The sequence below is a fragment of the Phenylobacterium sp. T106 genome (assembly GCF_057219735.1).
Window position 1 is genome coordinate 1 of sequence record NZ_JBXVWA010000003.1, and the last position, 15594, is coordinate 15594.

Consider the following 15594-nt stretch of genomic DNA (forward strand, 5'->3'; position numbering starts at 1 on the left):
CCCTGCCACCTTCGTGCTAGACTGACGCTGTTCCACTCGACCCCTCCTTGTGGCTCCGGACCTCAAAGTCCCTGCAACCATCCGGGTCATGGAATGTCGGCGGCGGCCCAGCTCCCCTGCAGCCCACAAAGCTCAGGGGGACGCGGCCCCTCCACCGACAGCCCGCCTGGTGCTGCGAACATCAGGCGGGCGTCCCGGAAGACACCCCACAGTAGACCTCTTCCGTCAAACAAGGGGGACCGCCCGCCGAGGCCGGCGCGAGCCGGCCGTAGAGCGGGGGGTGGAGGGGGCGAGCCTCAACCGCTGAGTCAACCACGGCCAATCGTTCCGCCATGCCGGCCGCTCGCCCCCTCCACCCGTCGCTCTTCCCCCGGCCTTCGCCGGGGTCGGCGACCGGTCCCCCTCCCGCCGCTTCTCGGGGAAGGTAAACGTCCGCAACGGGTCGCGCCCGATGCGGGCGTCTCGTCGGCGGGATGCGCTGAGCGGCCCGTCCGCGCCGTCCCTGGCGTCAGGCTATCGAAGGGCGCGCCGTTCCCCTAGCTTGCCCTCCTGAGCGAAACGAGGAGCGCGCGATGCTGACGGTGCATCACCTGGGGATTTCACAGTCCGAGCGGATCGTGTGGCTCTGCGAGGAGCTCGGGATCCCCTACGCGCTGAAGCGCTACGACCGCCGGGCGGACAACCGCCTCGCGCCCGACGACTACAAGGCGCTGCATCCCATGGGCATCGCCCCCGTCATCACCGACGGCGACCTGGTGCTGGGCGAGAGCGGCGCCATCTGCGACTACATCTGCGGAAAGTACGGCGACGGCCGGCTGTCGCCCGGCCCCGACGACCCGGACTTCGCCGACCACCTCTTCTGGTTCCACTGGTCGAACGGCACCTTCATGGCCACGCTCATGATGCAGCTGGTGCTGGCGGGCGGCGGCGGCGACGCCAACCCCGCGTCCGTCTTCGTCAACGACCGCAGCCGCCGGGGCTGGGAGATGGTCGAGCAGCGGCTGGGCGAGGCGCCCTTCTTCGGCGGCCGCAACCTGACCACGGCGGACATCATGATGGTCTACTGCCTCACCACCAGCCGCGCCTTCCGCGGCTTGTCCATCGACGCCTTCCCCAACATCAAGGCCTACCTCGGCCGCATCGGCGAGCGTCCGGCCTACCGCCGCGCCATGGAGAAGGCCGAGCCGGGCATGGCGCCGATGCTCGGCTGATCCGCCGGCGGGCGTGCGGCGGCCCGGTTTTGCTTGGCCTGGGCGCCGGCCGCCGGTATCTTCGCGCCCAGATATCGGGTCGCACTGCGACCGGGCTGGCGCCGCGGCGGACCATCGCCGCGGACGAACCCAGTCAGGCGTCCGTCGATAACCTGACGCCACGAACGCTAACCCTTCCCGGGAGGCCGCCGTGGCGCGAAGACCTGAACACGATCTCATCGGCAAGACGCGGCTGGGCGCCGCGCTGCGCAGCAACCCCCTGGGCCGGGTCCCGGAGCCCAGCATGGGCGTCCTGGCCCTCGTGCCGCTGGGCGCGCTCGCGCTCTTCGCCGGCGTCGGCTTCCTCGGCCATGGCTGGGTCGAACGCCAGCGGATGGACGCCGTGGCCGCCGCCGTCGAGGCCAGCGGCCAGCCCGGTCCGGTCCGCGTGGAGCCGATCCGCGGCGACGAATGCTGGCGCGCGCGCGAGGGCTTCGCATGGACGACGGCCCAGGCCGCCGGCTGGGCGTGCGCGGGCCCCGGCGGCGAGGTCCGTCTGATGGGCGCCCGCCCTGTCGCCGGGCCCGAGGGCGGCCTCTGATGTCGCTGGAGACCTGGGCGCTGTTCGGCGCGATGGCGCTGGGGCTGGTCCACCTGACCTGCGCGTCGTTCGCGTTCAAGGCGCAGGTGGGCAATGCCTACACCGTCGGCCCGCGGGACGAGGACCTGCGTCCCCGGGGCCTGGCCGCACGGTTCGACCGCGCGCAGCGGAACTTCCTGGAGACCTTTGCGATCTTCGCCGCGGCCGTCCTGCTCCTGGTCGCCCTGGACCGCGACGGCGGCCGGCTCAGCCAGGCGGGCGCCGGCCTCTACCTCGGCGGGCGGATCCTCTTCCTGCCGCTCTACGCCGCCGGGACGCCCTGGCTGCGCACCTTCAGCTGGAACCTCGCGACGCTCGGCCTCGTGCTCGTGATGGCCGCCATCGTCTGGCCGACCTGAGATCCCGATGAACGACACCCCCGAACCCCTGCGCCACACCCCTTCGCGCCGCCGGCGCGTGCGCTCGGCCATGCGCGCCTTCATCGAGAACGAGGCCCTCGGCGGGATCGTGCTCATGGCGGCCGCGGCGGCCGGGCTCATCTTCGCCAACTCGCCGCTCGCCCCGTCCTACTTCGGCGCGCTCGCCGCCTACCTCGGCCCCCTGAGCGTCCTGCACTGGATCAACGACGGCCTGATGGCGGTCTTCTTCCTGCTCGTGGGCCTGGAGGTGAAGCGCGAGCTGATCGACGGCCAGCTGTCCACCTGGAGCCGCCGGGCGCTGCCGGGCTTCGCCGCCGTGGGCGGGATGGCCATACCGGCGCTGGTCTATCTGGTCATCGTGCGCGACACGCCCGGGGCGGCCCCCGGCTGGGCGACGCCGGCGGCCACCGACATCGCCTTCACCCTGGGCGTCCTGGCCCTCCTCGGCCGCCGCGTGCCGGTCTCGCTGAAGATCTTCGTCACCGCGCTCGCCATCGTCGACGACCTGGGCGCGGTGGTGATCATCGCGGCCTTCTACACCGCCGAGCTGCACCTTCCGTGGCTGGGCGCGGCCGGGGCGATCCTCGCGCTGCTGGCGATCCTCAACCGGCTGGGCGTGATGCGGCTCTGGCCCTACCTGCTCGCGGGCGTGGCCCTGTGGGTCTGCGTGCTGCAGTCCGGCGTCCACGCCACCCTGGCCGGCGTGGCACTCGCCTTCACCATCCCCCTGAAGCCGTCGCCCGCCCGCCCCGACGTGGAGACCTCGCCGCTGCACATCCTGGAGCACGGGCTGCAGCGCTGGGTGGCCTTCGGCGTGGTGCCCATCTTCGGCTTCGCCAACGCCGGCGTCTCGCTGACCGCGCTGGGCCTCGAGGCCATGCTCGCGCCGGTGACGCTGGGCGTGGCGCTGGGCCTCTTCCTGGGCAAGCAGGTCGGCGTCTTCGCCGCCACCGCCGCGGCCGTGCGCCTGCGCCTCGCCGACCTGCCCGACCACGCCTCCTGGACCCAGGTCTACGGCGCCAGCATCCTGTGCGGCATCGGCTTCACCATGAGCCTCTTCATCGGCCACCTGGCCTTCCCCGGCTCGCCGCTGCTGCAGGACGAGGTGAAGCTGGGCGTCCTCGCAGGCTCGCTGCTCTCGGCTCTCGTCGGCGCGGGCGTCCTCATCGCCGCCGCCCGGCCGCCGCAGGCGGCCACGGCCTGAGCCGCCGCCGCGCGCGCGATCTTCGACGCAGCGGCTTGCGCGCGCGGGGCGATGGGGCTGGGATGGCGGACGAGCCCGCGAGGACGCCGCCATGCCCGATTCCGCCCAAGTCACCCCCTCGGCCGCCCCCACCGCCGCCTCCACCGACCCCGCCGCGCTGGGGGTGATGCAGGGCGTCCCGCCGCCGCCCGAGCGGACCGTGCGCGCGTCCGACGCCACCAGCTGGCGCTTCCCCAACACCCGCTGGAGCTTCAGCCACCAGCGCGAGCTGGGCCCCTCGGCCGCCGTCCGCCGCGGCCCGGGAGCCGCCGCCGCGCTGCCCTGCGCCCTGCGCGACGACCTCGACGCCGTGCCCTTCGTCACCCAGGACGGCCGGCCCATGACCTGGGGCGAGAGCGTCGACGAGACCTTCGCCGACGGCCTCGTCGTGCTCCACCGCGGCGTCGTGGTCTACGAGACCTACCGCGGCGCGCTCAGCCCCGAGCGGCCGCACCTGGCCATGTCGGTGACCAAGTCGTTCTGCGGGCTCCTGGCCGCCATGCTGGCGCACGAGGGCGCGCTGGACCCGGCCGCGCCCGTCACCGACTACGTCCCCGAGCTCGCCGGCACGGCCTTCGGCGACGCCACCGTGCGCCACGTGATGGATATGACCACCGGCGTCCGCTACCGCGAGGATTACGTCGACCCCGACGCCGAGGTGCGCTTCTACGGCGTCGCGGCCGGCTGGTCCCGGCCGCCCCCCGGCTACGCCGGCCCCGCCACCATCTTCGACTTCCTGCGGACGCTGAAGAAGGAGGGCGAGCACGGCCAGGCCTTCGCCTACAAGACCTGCAACACCGAGGTGCTGGGCTGGATCGTCCAGCGCGTGGCCGGCCAGGCCTTCGCCGACCTCCTGTCCGAGCGCATCTGGCGGCGGCTGGGCGCCGAGGAGGACGGCTACGTCATGGTCGACGGCACGGGCTTCGCCCTCTGCGGCGCCGGCCTCAACGTCACCACCCGCGACCTCGCCCGCTTCGGCGAGATGATGCGCTGCGGCGGCGCCTTCAACGGCCAGCGGATCGTGCCCCAGGCGGTGGTCGACGACATCGCCGCCGGCGCGCGGACGGAGGACTTCGCCAAGGCCGGCTACGTCACCCTGCCGGGCTGGAGCTACCGGAACCAGTGGTGGGTCAGCCACAACCGCTTCGGCGCCTACACCGCCCGCGGCATCCACGGCCAGGTCTGCTACGTCGCCCCGGGCGCCGAGATGGTCGTCGCCCGCTTCGCCTCGCACCCCACGGCCGCCAACGGCAACGGCCCGCTGGATCGCGTCTCCCTGCCCGCCTACGAGGCCCTCGCCGCCCACCTCTCCGCGGCGCCCTGAGGCGGACTCCCGTTGCGGCGCCTTACCTCCCCCGCGAAGCGGCGGGAGGGGGGCGAGCGGCGCCCGCTGAGCGAGATACAGCCTGAACGGTCGCCCCTGCCAGCGGCTCGCCCCCTCCACCCCTCGCTCTTCGGCTGCGCCTCGGCGAGCGGTCCCCCTCCCGCCGTCGCTGCCGCGACGGGGGAGGCAAGGTCCCTTACGGGTCGAAAGCGGCCGACGACACCGGCGCGCAAAGCTGACCTTCAACGCGATGCCGGGAACTTGCCCTTACCTCCCCCGCGAAGCGGCGGGAGGGGGACCGCCCGCCGAAGCCGGCGCGAGCCGGCTGGAGAGCGGGGGGTGGAGGGGGCGAGCGGCGCCCACAAAGCGAGATACAGCCTGAACGGTCGCGCCTGCCAGCGGCTCGCGTCCTCCGCGCCGCCTCCGCGATCTCTGCGGTTAGACCGGGCGGCTCCACCGCCCCTCAGGGCGCCGGGCCCCACGGAACCCGCTCCCGAGCCCCGGATGAGCCGCGCTCACTCCGCCCGGCCGCCCTTCTTGCGCCGCGACCACGTCCGCGCCTGGCGATAGCCGGGCCGGTGCTCCAGCCGCGCCCACTTGGTGGTCCACGGCTTGCGCCGCCGCCGCATCTCGGCCAGCCCGTGGCCCTCGTCCAGCACGTCCTCCTCGATGGTCAGGATCTTGTCCATCAGGCGCATCGCCCGCTCGTCGCACGCCGCCAGGATGCGCGTGCGGAACGCCTCGCAGTCGCGCATCCAGCGCCACAGGGTCATCCGCGACGGCACCTTGCCCGACGCCGCCAGCGCGTGCAGCGACGCGCCGTCCTCGATCTTCGCCACCAGCCAGTCGGCCCACGACAGGGCGCGCGCCTGGGTCCGCGCCCGCGCCCCCACCTTCATGGCGAAGGCCAGCCCCATCCGGAAGTCCTCGTCCTCGCGCCGCCACCGCGCCACCACCGTCTTCTCCGGCGCGCCGGGCACCTTGGCCAGCGCCTGCGCCAGCGTCGCCCCGCGCCCCACGGCCACGATGATCCGGTCGGCGAAGAACCGGTCGAACGGCCGGTGCGCCGCCTTCCCATTGGCCCACGCCCGCTCGCGCCGCCGCTCGCGCGCCAGCCGCCACAGCTCGTACTGGAAGTCCGGCTGGGTCGCCCGCCAGTAGCGCACCGTCGAGAGCGACGGCGCCCCCGGCGCCCGCAGCGCCGCCGCCAGCGACGCCCCGGCCCGCACCCGCGCCAGCACCGCCTCGGCCCGCGCCTCGTCCCAGCCATAGCGCCGCAGCGACCGCCCCCGCGCCAGCGCCGCACGCATCTCCGCGTCGAACCCCTCGCAGGCCCGCCGCCAGAATTGCACCGCCCGCAGCGACGGCATGTCCGCCTCCGCGCACACCACCGCCAGCGTCTCCCCCGCCGCCACCCGCCGCACGATCTCCGCCTGCACCGCGGGCCGCCGCGCCCGGAAACTGTAGCTGTGGTTCCGCCTCATGCGCGCCAGCGTGCCGCCCACCTGCGCCAGAAGCGGACGTGTGGGGGAGGGGAGGTGGTTACGGGCGGAGGTTGGAGGGTGGCTCATTGCGGAAGCTCGGAGGTTCTGCTTCGTCACCCTTGCTGATGCGCAAGTAGTCTAGCTCGCCAGATCAGGTCTCCCGCAGTCTGAGGAACACATCGTCCACCTTCGGCGGCGACACCAGCGGCTTGCGGCTGCCAGAGAAGCGTCCGAGATCGACGCTATCGCCGGGCGTCGTCCTATGCAGGAACACCTGACACACTGTCATTCCCGGGTAGATGGTGAGCGGCACTTCACCCATGTTGGCGAGCTCCAGGGTCAGGCAGCCCGAGAAATGCGGATGGATCCCGGCCGCCGTCTCGATCACCAGTCCGTGCCGGCCAAGCGTGGACTTGCCGGTTACGTATCCGGAGAGGTTCGCGGGCAGCTGCAGCCATTCCAGGGTCACGCCGAGGACGAAGCGCCCCGGGTGCAGCACGAATTCCTTCCCGAAGGGCACGAAGTGCTGCTTGGTGCGCCCGGCGCCGGCGAGCGCCTCCACCTCCTCGGCGCTACCAGCGGCCAGAGCATAGGCTGGAGACCGTGTCTGCTTGAAGGACCGAAACCAACGGCCCAGCCGAAGGTCGATCGACGTGGCCGCCCGGCTGCGCAGCGCGACGAGGTCCGGCTGGGGGACGACCGTGAGCCGCTCCTTGTGGTCGGCATCGAGGCTGAGCGCGTCGGCGATCTGATCGGCGCTAAGCATCGCCATGCACCCTCAGACGGAATTCCGCGACCTCGATGGACTTCAGCATCAGCTCGCTGAGCATCTCGTACTCGCGGCGATCCGCATCTGCGGAGAGGCCGCCGCGTTCGCGCAGGTAGAGCCAACCCGCGGTGACGATCTCAGGGAAGGTAGCGCCGCCCTCGTCGGGTACGCGGCGCTTGAAGGCCCCGACGATGCGATCGACCACATCGGCGCGGTTCATCGGCACCCCCCGCTCCTCGAGCAGCTCGCGGGCCTCACGCATCATATGCGGGAAGACCTCGGCGACGGCGGCGTCGGAGAAGGCCAGCATGTCGACATCGACGCCTGTCCTTGGGGTCGACTGGCCCCAGCGCCCGAACAGCGCCGCGTCGATATCGACGCCAAGCGCTTTGGCGGCCTCTTGGAGGTAGATCACCCGTTCGGTGCTGGACGGGTAGAAGGGGCTGCGCGAGCCGCCGCCGGGCGCCAGGAAGTACTCGTAGGCGTAGGCATAAGAGGCCCCGAATACATAGAGGCCGAAAACGTCGCAGAAGATTTCCTCCAGCTGCTTCAGCGCCATAAGGAGCGCGGTGTTCTGCAGCGTCGGCAGCCCCTCGCCGGAACGGGCAATGTGGGCAAGGACCCGATCACGCGCCTCTGGATCGGCTAAGATGGCCCGGTCGACGGCGCGCGAGACCTGCGCCTGCAGCTTCGGCTTGAGCGCGTGCTTGCGCCAGGCGGAGTGGCCGATCTCGTGGCCCGCCAACGGGAAGAGCAGGACATTGCCGGATTCCGGTGCCGGCGCCCCGACCAGCACGAAGTCAGGCAGCAGGTCGAGGGTCATCGGGTAGGTGAACGGGACGAAGTTCCACTCGGAGGACATGATCAGCTTCGCGTTCGGCGCGATCACCTGCTCGACAAGGCGCTTTAATGGGAACTGCACCTCGAAGGCGTTGCGCACATTGGTCGAGCGCAGGATGAAGCCGAGCACCTCGGTGTAGCGCGCCACCTCGAAGCTGATCTGGGCGCAGATCTCATCGACGATGACGTCGCTGAGGTTAGGCGGCAGGTCGCCCAGGAAGTCGTTCAGCTGGTACTCCAGCTCGCCGCGGATGAAGGCCAGGGCCTCAAGTCCGTCCCGGTGCGGGAAGTCGGATCCTTCAAGTTCCGCGATCTGATCTACGAACGCGCGAACCCTACGCCGCGCTGAGGCCAGTCGCAGCTCCATGGCCGTAGGTGCGTGCTTCATGGACGACAAGCGCGTCCTCCGCTGTCAGTTCCTCGATCAGTTCCTGGTGGAGAGCCACGCAGAAGCGGATCAACGCCTCCAGTTCCGCCGTCCGACCCTCCGCAGCGGCGGCCAGCCCCTGGCTCATCCGCCGCACAAGCGCCTTAATGTGCTCGACGTCGGATGCGCGGACTGATTCTTGAACATGATACAGCCTCTGAAGCGGCTGGTAAAAACCCGGTTCGACGAAGCGGAAAGGCGTGGCGTCGTCGTCCGGATCGGAGGTCTGTAGGAGCGCTTCAGAGAGCGACAGCAGCGGCCCTGCCCGAGGCGCCCCGCCGCCGCGCAGGCGTTCGAGTTCGACCGCCGCCCGGAGCGCAAGTCCGCTCAGCGTGAACTTCGATATTGTGCGGCCTGGTGCGGTCATAGGCGGCGTCTCCCCCTCGCTGCCTGGGTTGTCCCCGGGCGCGACCCTAAGCGGATGGTCAAGCACAGCAATAGGGAATCTGCGCCGAGGCTAGGGTGAGACTCAAGCTGAGTCAATTTGGTTAACAAGAACGTGCCGCTCAAGCCACCGCTCCTCCAGCTCCCTGCGGAAGAGAATGGCTGCGGCGGGCGTCGGTTTCAGGCCAGCGCTCGCCGCCCTTGAGACGAACGCCGACTTGAACGTCTCGGACGGAACATGGGCCACGACCTTGGCCTTCTTGCCTGGCGGCGCGGGCTCGGGTGGTGTCGCCAGGATGGCGAGCTTGGGCGCGCGCAGCTCGCGGGCGATCAGGAGGTTGGCGAGCGCCGTGGCGTGGAGTCCCAGGCTCTGGGCGTATGCACGGAAGGCGTCGCGCTCCTCCACCGTCACATAGCCGAGGATCTGAGGCATGGTTCTCAGCGGCCAGCGGCGACGCCGGCGGGCATGATCAACCGCCGCGTCGGCCGGTCGGTGGTGCAGAACAGGATAAACACCTGGTGCGGGGTCTTGAAGGCCTCAGCGACCACCTCCTGACGATCGCCGTTCGCGTCCACGAGCCGTATGGTCCGTGGGCCCACCATGCGGCCGGTTGGCACCAAGTGCCCAAAGGACTGATCGGGCGTCACCGCCACGGGCCACCGGTAGCCGGCGAAGCGCCGCTCGAACGAGGCCGAAGCGATCACTCGGCGCACCGTGCACATGAAGCCCTCCCCCTCGACGGGTGCCGGTGGATTGAGCACGAGCACCGCGCAGCACCGGTCGTTCAGGGAGACATAGCGCCGCACCGTGGCGTAGACCGATGCCCCGTAGCGCTTGGAAAGCCGCATCGGGACTTTGAGGCTGAAATCGTGATCGCCGGCCTCTCTGGTGAACCCATCCAGCTGGAACAGAACCTCCGACGCGAAGGCATTGGCTTCCCGCTCGAACTGCTGCTTGACCTCTGGGTCGAGGGTTTTCCGGCAGTCCTCGAAGATGCCGAAGATCGACTGCCAGGGCAGGACGGCGTGGCCGCCTTCGTGCAGCTTCAGGAACGGCACTTTCTCCTTCGGCGTCTCAGGATCGATGAAGGCGATGCGGGCCCTCGGGTCGAAGACCCCCCAGACCTTGCTCAGCGCGCTGAGTAACGCGCGCCCCGCCTTTTCGGCGCCCCGGCGCAGACGGCCGAGGTAGCCCTCGTCAAGGGCGATCGGCACCACCTCCACCTTGGCGGCGGCCAGGATGTCGTCGACCGGAGTAGGGAAGACGCCGAACGCTTCGGCGCGCTGCATCAGGCGGCGCGCCTCGCTGCGGATCTCCTGGGCTTGGTCCGCGTCGATGGTGCAGTCGTCGGCAAGCATCACTTCCGACTCTTGTGACTCCGCAGGTAGCCAAGGAAGTTCAGCAACTGCTCCTCCTCGTCCGGCGTGAGTTCGCCAAGCACCGACGTGGCGACGCGATTGGCGGGGGCCGGCGAGTCGGACACGAAGCCGGCGCGCTCCATCAACACAGCGTAATCGATGCCATAGACGTTGGCGAGGCGGTGCAGCATCACCGCCGACGGCCGGGCGATATCCCCATTCTCCAACTGGCTAAGGTACGCGTTGGAAATCTTTCCGCCCGTCTTCCGCTCCACCTCACGGAGCGACAGATTCCGAGAATTTCGGATGTCTTTCAGGTACTTGCCAAGCTCTGGCGTCGTCTCATCGCGGGTCCTTGCGGGGCTCATGGAATGTTCTTTGCGCTGCTTCGGGTGCGCTGCAGCGTAAGGCGGCTGCTAAATTCGTCAAGCAGATGCTAAGTGGTCGCTTGACACACTTAGCAATGCTTCACATGTTTAGCGACAGGCGGCGCCGTAGTGGTGCCGCCGACGTTCAACCCCACGAGGATTTAAGATGGACACGCGTTCCTCCCCCGCCGCGCCCATCGACCACGACGCCGGCGCTCCCGCGCCCGAGGCCGAGCTGGTCGACGAGGTCGAGATCGAAGTCTTTGGCCGCGAAGGCCGCAAGCCGCCGCCCGCCCGCCGCTATCGGGTCCGCATCGACCACCACCAGTACCTGTTCACCACGCGCTACGTGACCGGCGCCGAACTGCTGACCAAGGCCGGGAAGACCCCGCCCAACAAGTACGAGATCGAGAAGCGCGTGCGCGGCAACCGCTACGTGCCCGTCGGCCTCGACGAGCAGGTCGACCTGGGTGAGCCCGGCATCGAGGTCTTTGAGACCTTCCCCCTCGACGAGACGGAGGGCTGATTCAATGCGGCGAGAGTTCGAACTCGCCTCCGAGGACGTCCGGGCGCTGGAAGCGCTCGGACTGCCCTGGGAGACGATCCGGTGCGGCGGGGTGCGGTGGATCCTGATCCACGATCATCCGATCCCCGCCGGTTACAACTGCCAGACGGCGATGGTGGCGATCCGCATCGACACCTATCCGCCGGGTATCATCGACATGGCCTACTTCCACCCGCCGCTGGCCCGCGCCGACGGCCAAACGATCAACAACCTCAGCCCGCTCAGCATCGACAACAAGCCGTTCCAGCAATGGAGCCGCCACTATGGCTGGCAACCGGGCGTCCACACCCTCGCCACCCACCTGCGTCGGGTGCGCGGCTGGCTCAACCACGAACTCCGCAAGCGCTGAAGGAGCCCTGGCGATGAATATCTTCCGTCTCACCACGGGCCAACAGGCCCAGCTCAAGATCCACCTCTTCGACGGGAGCGGGCTGGAAGCGGTTGCCGTCGGCCTGCTCGGCCAGACCGCGCCGAGCGAGCGCCGCGCTCACCTGCTGCACAGCATCGTCGAGATCCCGTATGGCGAGTGCATCCGCTCGGAAGCGACCGTCAACTGGCGCACCGAGCGGCTCAAGGCCCTGCTGCCGGACGCTCGCGCGAAGGGCATGACGCTCCTGAAGATCCACTCCCACCCCAACGGCTACCGTGGCTTCTCGACCCTCGACGACGCCTCCGATCGGGAGCTCTTCATGGCCGTGAGCATGAAAGCCAAGGGGCCGCACGTCAGCGCCATCATGATGCCGGACGGGGAAATCCTGGCGCGCTTGGTGACCGAGGACGGCCATTTCCTCCCGATGGATCGCATCGCGGTCGTGGGCGACGATCTCACCTTCTGGCCGGATCCCGTCCGCGCCGCCGACGACGTAGACGAGCGGCACCGGCAGCTATTCGGTGAGCGAACCACCAACCTTCTGAAGTCCCTCACGGTGGTGGTGGTGGGTGTGTCGGGCACCGGCAGCCCGACGGTGGAGATGCTGGTGCGTCTGGGCGTCGGGCGGATCATCCTGATCGAGCCCGACGTCGTGGAACGCCGCAACTTGAGCCGCGTCTACGGCTCCACGGCTCGCGACGCGGCCGAGGCGGTAAACAAGGCCCTGATGATGCGCGCCCACATCGAGCGCATCGGTCTTGGCACGGAGGTGATCACTTTCCAGGAGCGCGTGGATACGGCGGCGGCGATCCACCTCATCAGCACGGCCGATGTGCTCATCGGCTGCGTCGACAGCCTGGAAGGTCGTGATACTCTGAACCGGGTCGCGGCCTACTACACCCTGCCTTACATCGACATCGGCGTGCGCCTGGATGCAGACGGCGATGGTGGTGTGCGCAGCGTCTCGGCCGGCGTCCACTACCTCAAGCCCGGCGGCTCAAGCCTGAAGAGCCGCGGGGTCTACACCGATGCCGACCTCCACGCGGAGTATCTCAAGCGCACGGACCCGGCCTTCTACGCCGATCAGCTGCGCCGCGGCTACGTACGGGGCGTGCGGGTCGATAGTCCGGCCGTCATCAGCGTGAACACCTTGGCGTCAGCGACCGCGGTTAACGAGTTGCTCGCGCGGCTGCACCCTTTCCGCACCTCGCCGAACGGCGAGTTTGCCATCCAGAAGCTGCTGGTGACCCACGGCCGCATCGCCACCAAGCCGGACGGCGACCCCGACGCGGAACTGGCCGGCCAGGTCGGGCGCGGGGACTGCACGCCGCTTCTCGGCGCGGGTCGCATCGAGCACGCGGCGTGAGTCGCCTCTTCAAGGCCCTTCGGGCCGCGGCCCGCAGCTTCCGCGAGGCGCTGCGGCCCGACGTCCTGGTCGAAGTGGTGGAGGAGCGGCCGCGGGTCGTGCGTCGTCACCGACTTTATGTCACGCGTCAGGCCGAGGGCCCGGCTTTCGGCTATCTCTCTTGCCCCTGCGGTTGTGGCGAAACCCTCCATCTTCGCTTCTTCGGCCAGCGTCGGCCGCTCTGGAGCGTCTGTCAGGACGAGGCCAGGCGTGCGACCGTCCGCCCCTCCATTTGGCGGCAGACTGGGTGCGGGAGCCACTTCTTCCTCGTGCGTGGGCGCATCTGCTGGTGTTGAGCCGGGTTGGATCAAGGCTCATCCTCCCAACGCAAAAGAAAGCAGCCGAGCCCTTCCGGGCGCGGCCGCCTTCTCGTCGTCTCGCCGTCCGGTGGCCAACCGCCGCCCGGCGCTTACGCCTCCACCAGGTTCCGCTCCGCGGCGGCGGCGCGCATGGACTTCTGCAGCTTCTCGAAGGCGCGGACTTCGATCTGGCGCACGCGTTCGCGGCTGACGCCGTATTCCGTGGCCAGGTCTTCCAGGGTGGTGGGCTCGTCCTTCAGGCGGCGCTCGGTCAGGATGTGGCGCTCGCGGTCGGTGAGCTCGGTCATCGCCGCCTCGAGCAGGCTCATGCGCAGGTTCATCTCCTGCGTGTCGGCCACCACGGTCTCCTGGCTGGGCGTGTCGTTGTCGACCAGCCAGTCCTGCCACTCGCTCTCGGAGTCGGAGCGCAGGGGCGAGTTCAGGCTGGCGTCGCCGCCCGAGAGGCGGCGGTTCATCGACACCACCTCCTCGTCCAGCACGCCCAGCTTGGTGGCGATCTGGCTCACCTGGTCGGGGCGCAGGTCGCCCTCCTGCAGGGCGGCGATCTCGGACTTGGCCTTGCGCAGGTTGAAGAACAGCTTCTTCTGCGCCGCCGTGGTGCCCATCTTCACCAGGCTCCACGAGCGCAGGATGTATTCCTGGATCGAGGCGCGGATCCACCACATGGCGTAGGTGGCCAGGCGGAAGCCCTTGTCCGGGTCGAACTTCTTCACCGCCTGCATCAGGCCGACGTTGCCCTCGGAGATCACCTCGCCGATCGGCAGGCCGTAGCCGCGGTAGCCCATGGCGATCTTGGCCACCAGGCGCAGGTGGCTGGTGACCAGCTGGTGGGCGGCCTCGGGGTCCTGGTGCTCCTGCCAGCGCTTGGCCAGCATGAATTCCTGGTCCTTGGCCAGCATCGGGAACTTGCGGATTTCCGACAGGTACCGGCTGAGGCCGCCTTCCGGCGACATCACGGCAAGCGCGTTCGCAGCCATGCTCAATCCCCTCAACTCACGAGCTTTTCTGACAGCTCACTGACGAGACGTCCGGGTCGCACGCGTGGCGGCACGCTTCGAACCTCGCCCCCCTCTACCCGTCAGATAGGCGCCGGGTTCCGGGAGCGGTAGGGGTCGCTGGGAGGAACGCCCCGAATGTCCCACTTCGGTAGTCGGGATTTTTACGCTGCTCAGATGGCAGGAACAAGGCGCCGTTTCTCATCGGTTCGATAGCGAAACTGCGGGCCGCAGAGGTCGGAGAGGCGGCGCGGAGAGCGCGGAGGCCTCTGCGTTCTTCTCCGCGTCCTCCGCGGTTCAATCCGAACGCCTGCGGCGCGGAACGCTCCAACTCAAGACTCCCTTCCTCCTCGATGGAGGAAGGGCCGGGGATGGTGGTGCGCGCAGGACCGCGAAGCCCATGGCGCGCGAGGCGCCGACGCCTGCGCGCCCGGCCTGCCAAAACACGGCCGTCCCTTGCGCCCAGGCGGCCGCTCGCCCTCTCCACCCCCCGCTCTCCGGCGGGCGGTCCCCCTCTCCCGCGAGCGGGAGAGGAAGGGGCGGCGTGGGGCCCTTCAGGCGCCGTCTCCCTTCCTCCTCCCCCGGGACGCGCCGCTGCGCGGCCCGCCCGAGGGCAGGCTGAGGAAGGGCCGGGGATGGAGGTGCGCGCAGGACGGCGAAGCCCATGGCGCGCGAGGCGCCGACGCCTGCGCGCCGGCCCTGTCGGAACACGGCCGTCCCGTACGCCGAGGCCGCCGCTTGCCCTCTCCACCCCCCGCTCTTCGGCGGGCGGTCCCCCTCTCCCGCGAGCGGGAGAGGAAGGAGGCGCGGGCCGGGCTGTCGGAACGCCCCAACTTCCCACGTCCTTGAAGCATCACCCTCCCTTCCTCCTCGATGGAGGAAGGGCCGGGGATGGTGGTGTGCGCAGGACGGCGAAGCCCATGGCGCGCGAGGCGCCGACGCCCTCTCACGACGCCGCAGACCCTAGACACAGGAGCCCCCCATGAAGCCCTTCATCACCTGCCTCTGGTTCGACAGCGCCGCCGAGGAGGCCGCGCGGTTCTACGTCTCGCTGTTCCCCAACTCGCGCCTCGGGACGATCACGCGCTACGCGGCCGACGCGCCGGGGGGCAAGAAGGCCGGCGACACCCTGACCGTGGAGTTCGAGCTGAACGGCCAGGCCTTCGTGGCCCTCGACGGGGGGCCGGTGTTCACCTTCAACGAGGCGATCTCCATCCAGGTCCCGTGCGAGGACCAGGCCGAGATCGACCGCTACTGGGACGCGCTCACCGCCAACGGCGGCTCGGAGCAGCCGTGCGGCTGGTGCAAGGACCGCTGGGGGCTGTCGTGGCAGATCACCCCGGCCATCCTGCCCCGGCTCCTGTCGGACGGCGGCCCGGCCCAGGCCCGGGCGGTCACCGAGGCCTTCATGGGCATGACCCGGATGGACATCGCCGCGCTGGAGGCCGCCGCCGCCGGGGCGGCGGGCTGACTTAAATCCTCCGATCGTCCCGGCGAATGCCGGGACCCAGATCCACGTGCGGGATCGTGA

18 protein-coding genes are annotated in these 15594 nt (G+C 69.9%); 10 read left to right on the top strand and 8 right to left on the bottom strand.

Features of this window, described 5'->3' with window-relative positions; all coding sequences use genetic code 11:
- Positions 1-572: 572 nt before the first annotated feature.
- The 5 genes from AC2D8W_RS07670 (at position 573) to AC2D8W_RS07690 (ending at position 4777) form a co-directional block, all read left to right on the top strand.
- Positions 573-1211, top strand: a complete 639-nt coding sequence (locus tag AC2D8W_RS07670; protein ID WP_484671050.1) for a glutathione S-transferase family protein — start codon at positions 573-575, stop codon at positions 1209-1211.
- A 190-nt stretch (positions 1212-1401) separates the two neighbouring features.
- On the top strand, positions 1402-1791 hold the full coding sequence (locus AC2D8W_RS07675; protein WP_484671051.1) for a hypothetical protein: 390 nt from the start codon (positions 1402-1404) through the stop codon (positions 1789-1791).
- Positions 1791-2189, top strand: a complete 399-nt coding sequence (locus AC2D8W_RS07680) for an MAPEG family protein (RefSeq protein WP_484671052.1) — start codon at positions 1791-1793, stop codon at positions 2187-2189. The genes AC2D8W_RS07675 and AC2D8W_RS07680 overlap by 1 nt, the downstream gene beginning before the upstream one ends.
- 7 nt (positions 2190-2196) lie before the next feature.
- Positions 2197-3414 (top strand): Na+/H+ antiporter NhaA, encoded by a 1218-nt coding sequence (gene nhaA / locus AC2D8W_RS07685; protein WP_484671053.1) that lies wholly within the window; start codon positions 2197-2199, stop codon positions 3412-3414.
- 91 nt (positions 3415-3505) lie between these two features.
- A complete protein-coding gene (locus AC2D8W_RS07690) occupies positions 3506-4777 on the top strand; it encodes a serine hydrolase domain-containing protein (protein WP_484671054.1) in 1272 nt (423 codons plus the stop codon).
- A gap of 515 nt (positions 4778-5292) precedes the next feature.
- Here the strand turns inward: AC2D8W_RS07690 and AC2D8W_RS07695 are convergent.
- The 7 genes from AC2D8W_RS07695 to AC2D8W_RS07725 all read right to left on the bottom strand — a co-directional run bounded on the left by AC2D8W_RS07695 (position 5293) and on the right by AC2D8W_RS07725 (position 10408).
- Positions 5293-6261, bottom strand: a complete 969-nt coding sequence (locus AC2D8W_RS07695; protein WP_484671055.1) for a terminase small subunit-like protein — start codon at positions 6259-6261, stop codon at positions 5293-5295.
- 151 nt (positions 6262-6412) lie between these two features.
- Positions 6413-7033 carry a dCTP deaminase gene (gene dcd, locus AC2D8W_RS07700; protein ID WP_484671056.1) on the bottom strand — a complete coding sequence of 207 codons (621 nt, stop codon included), beginning with the start codon at positions 7031-7033 and terminating at the stop codon, positions 6413-6415.
- Complete coding sequence (locus tag AC2D8W_RS07705) at positions 7020-8237, bottom strand: hypothetical protein (protein WP_484671057.1); 1218 nt, start codon at positions 8235-8237, stop codon at positions 7020-7022. The genes dcd and AC2D8W_RS07705 overlap by 14 nt, the downstream gene beginning before the upstream one ends.
- Positions 8206-8664, bottom strand: a complete 459-nt coding sequence (locus AC2D8W_RS07710; protein WP_484671058.1) for a hypothetical protein — start codon at positions 8662-8664, stop codon at positions 8206-8208. The genes AC2D8W_RS07705 and AC2D8W_RS07710 overlap by 32 nt, the downstream gene beginning before the upstream one ends.
- A 102-nt stretch (positions 8665-8766) precedes the next feature.
- Entirely contained in the window at positions 8767-9114 is a 348-nt protein-coding gene (locus AC2D8W_RS07715) for a hypothetical protein (protein ID WP_484671059.1), read from the bottom strand.
- A gap of 5 nt (positions 9115-9119) precedes the next feature.
- Positions 9120-10040, bottom strand: a complete 921-nt coding sequence (locus AC2D8W_RS07720) for an ImmA/IrrE family metallo-endopeptidase (RefSeq protein ID WP_484671060.1) — start codon at positions 10038-10040, stop codon at positions 9120-9122.
- Positions 10040-10408, bottom strand: a complete 369-nt coding sequence (locus AC2D8W_RS07725; protein WP_484671061.1) for a helix-turn-helix domain-containing protein — start codon at positions 10406-10408, stop codon at positions 10040-10042. The genes AC2D8W_RS07720 and AC2D8W_RS07725 overlap by 1 nt, the downstream gene beginning before the upstream one ends.
- Positions 10409-10574: 166 nt before the next feature.
- Between AC2D8W_RS07725 and AC2D8W_RS07730 the strand changes: the two genes are divergently transcribed.
- From AC2D8W_RS07730 to AC2D8W_RS07745, 4 genes are all read left to right on the top strand, one after another.
- Positions 10575-10934, top strand: a complete 360-nt coding sequence (locus tag AC2D8W_RS07730) for a multiubiquitin domain-containing protein (protein WP_484671062.1) — start codon at positions 10575-10577, stop codon at positions 10932-10934.
- 4 nt (positions 10935-10938) lie between these two features.
- Positions 10939-11322: an E2/UBC family protein gene (locus AC2D8W_RS07735; RefSeq protein ID WP_484671063.1), complete on the top strand. Its 384-nt coding sequence runs from the start codon at positions 10939-10941 to the stop codon at positions 11320-11322.
- Positions 11323-11335: 13 nt separating this feature from the next.
- A complete protein-coding gene (locus tag AC2D8W_RS07740) occupies positions 11336-12709 on the top strand; it encodes a HesA/MoeB/ThiF family protein (protein ID WP_484671064.1) in 1374 nt (457 codons plus the stop codon).
- Between the two features lie 77 nt (positions 12710-12786).
- Positions 12787-13044: a ubiquitination-like system serine protease family protein gene (locus tag AC2D8W_RS07745; protein WP_484671446.1), complete on the top strand. Its 258-nt coding sequence runs from the start codon at positions 12787-12789 to the stop codon at positions 13042-13044.
- A 113-nt stretch (positions 13045-13157) separates the two neighbouring features.
- Here AC2D8W_RS07745 and rpoH read toward each other — a convergent pair whose 3' ends face one another.
- Positions 13158-14045, bottom strand: coding sequence for an RNA polymerase sigma factor RpoH (gene rpoH, locus AC2D8W_RS07750; protein ID WP_484671065.1), 888 nt, complete (start codon positions 14043-14045; stop codon positions 13158-13160).
- A gap of 1000 nt (positions 14046-15045) precedes the next feature.
- Between rpoH and AC2D8W_RS07755 the strand changes: the two genes are divergently transcribed.
- Entirely contained in the window at positions 15046-15534 is a 489-nt protein-coding gene (locus AC2D8W_RS07755; protein WP_484671066.1) for a VOC family protein, read from the top strand.
- Positions 15535-15594: the final 60 nt, after the last annotated feature.

Excerpts from the sequence above, each read along its gene's own strand:
- AC2D8W_RS07670 (WP_484671050.1), top strand. The coding sequence starts at position 573 with ATGCTGACGGTGCATCACCTGGGGATTTCACAGTCCGAGCGGATCGTG.
- AC2D8W_RS07680 (WP_484671052.1), top strand. The coding sequence starts at position 1,791 with ATGTCGCTGGAGACCTGGGCGCTGTTCGGCGCGATGGCGCTGGGGCTG.
- nhaA (WP_484671053.1), top strand. The coding sequence starts at position 2,197 with ATGAACGACACCCCCGAACCCCTGCGCCACACCCCTTCGCGCCGCCGG.
- AC2D8W_RS07690 (WP_484671054.1), top strand. The coding sequence starts at position 3,506 with ATGCCCGATTCCGCCCAAGTCACCCCCTCGGCCGCCCCCACCGCCGCC.
- AC2D8W_RS07695 (WP_484671055.1), bottom strand. The coding sequence starts at position 6,261 with ATGAGGCGGAACCACAGCTACAGTTTCCGGGCGCGGCGGCCCGCGGTG.
- dcd (WP_484671056.1), bottom strand. The coding sequence starts at position 7,033 with ATGGCGATGCTTAGCGCCGATCAGATCGCCGACGCGCTCAGCCTCGAT.
- AC2D8W_RS07705 (WP_484671057.1), bottom strand. The coding sequence starts at position 8,237 with ATGGAGCTGCGACTGGCCTCAGCGCGGCGTAGGGTTCGCGCGTTCGTA.
- AC2D8W_RS07710 (WP_484671058.1), bottom strand. The coding sequence starts at position 8,664 with ATGACCGCACCAGGCCGCACAATATCGAAGTTCACGCTGAGCGGACTT.
- AC2D8W_RS07715 (WP_484671059.1), bottom strand. The coding sequence starts at position 9,114 with ATGCCTCAGATCCTCGGCTATGTGACGGTGGAGGAGCGCGACGCCTTC.
- AC2D8W_RS07720 (WP_484671060.1), bottom strand. The coding sequence starts at position 10,040 with ATGCTTGCCGACGACTGCACCATCGACGCGGACCAAGCCCAGGAGATC.
- AC2D8W_RS07725 (WP_484671061.1), bottom strand. The coding sequence starts at position 10,408 with ATGAGCCCCGCAAGGACCCGCGATGAGACGACGCCAGAGCTTGGCAAG.
- AC2D8W_RS07730 (WP_484671062.1), top strand. The coding sequence starts at position 10,575 with ATGGACACGCGTTCCTCCCCCGCCGCGCCCATCGACCACGACGCCGGC.
- AC2D8W_RS07735 (WP_484671063.1), top strand. The coding sequence starts at position 10,939 with ATGCGGCGAGAGTTCGAACTCGCCTCCGAGGACGTCCGGGCGCTGGAA.
- AC2D8W_RS07740 (WP_484671064.1), top strand. The coding sequence starts at position 11,336 with ATGAATATCTTCCGTCTCACCACGGGCCAACAGGCCCAGCTCAAGATC.
- rpoH (WP_484671065.1), bottom strand. The coding sequence starts at position 14,045 with ATGGCTGCGAACGCGCTTGCCGTGATGTCGCCGGAAGGCGGCCTCAGC.
- AC2D8W_RS07755 (WP_484671066.1), top strand. The coding sequence starts at position 15,046 with ATGAAGCCCTTCATCACCTGCCTCTGGTTCGACAGCGCCGCCGAGGAG.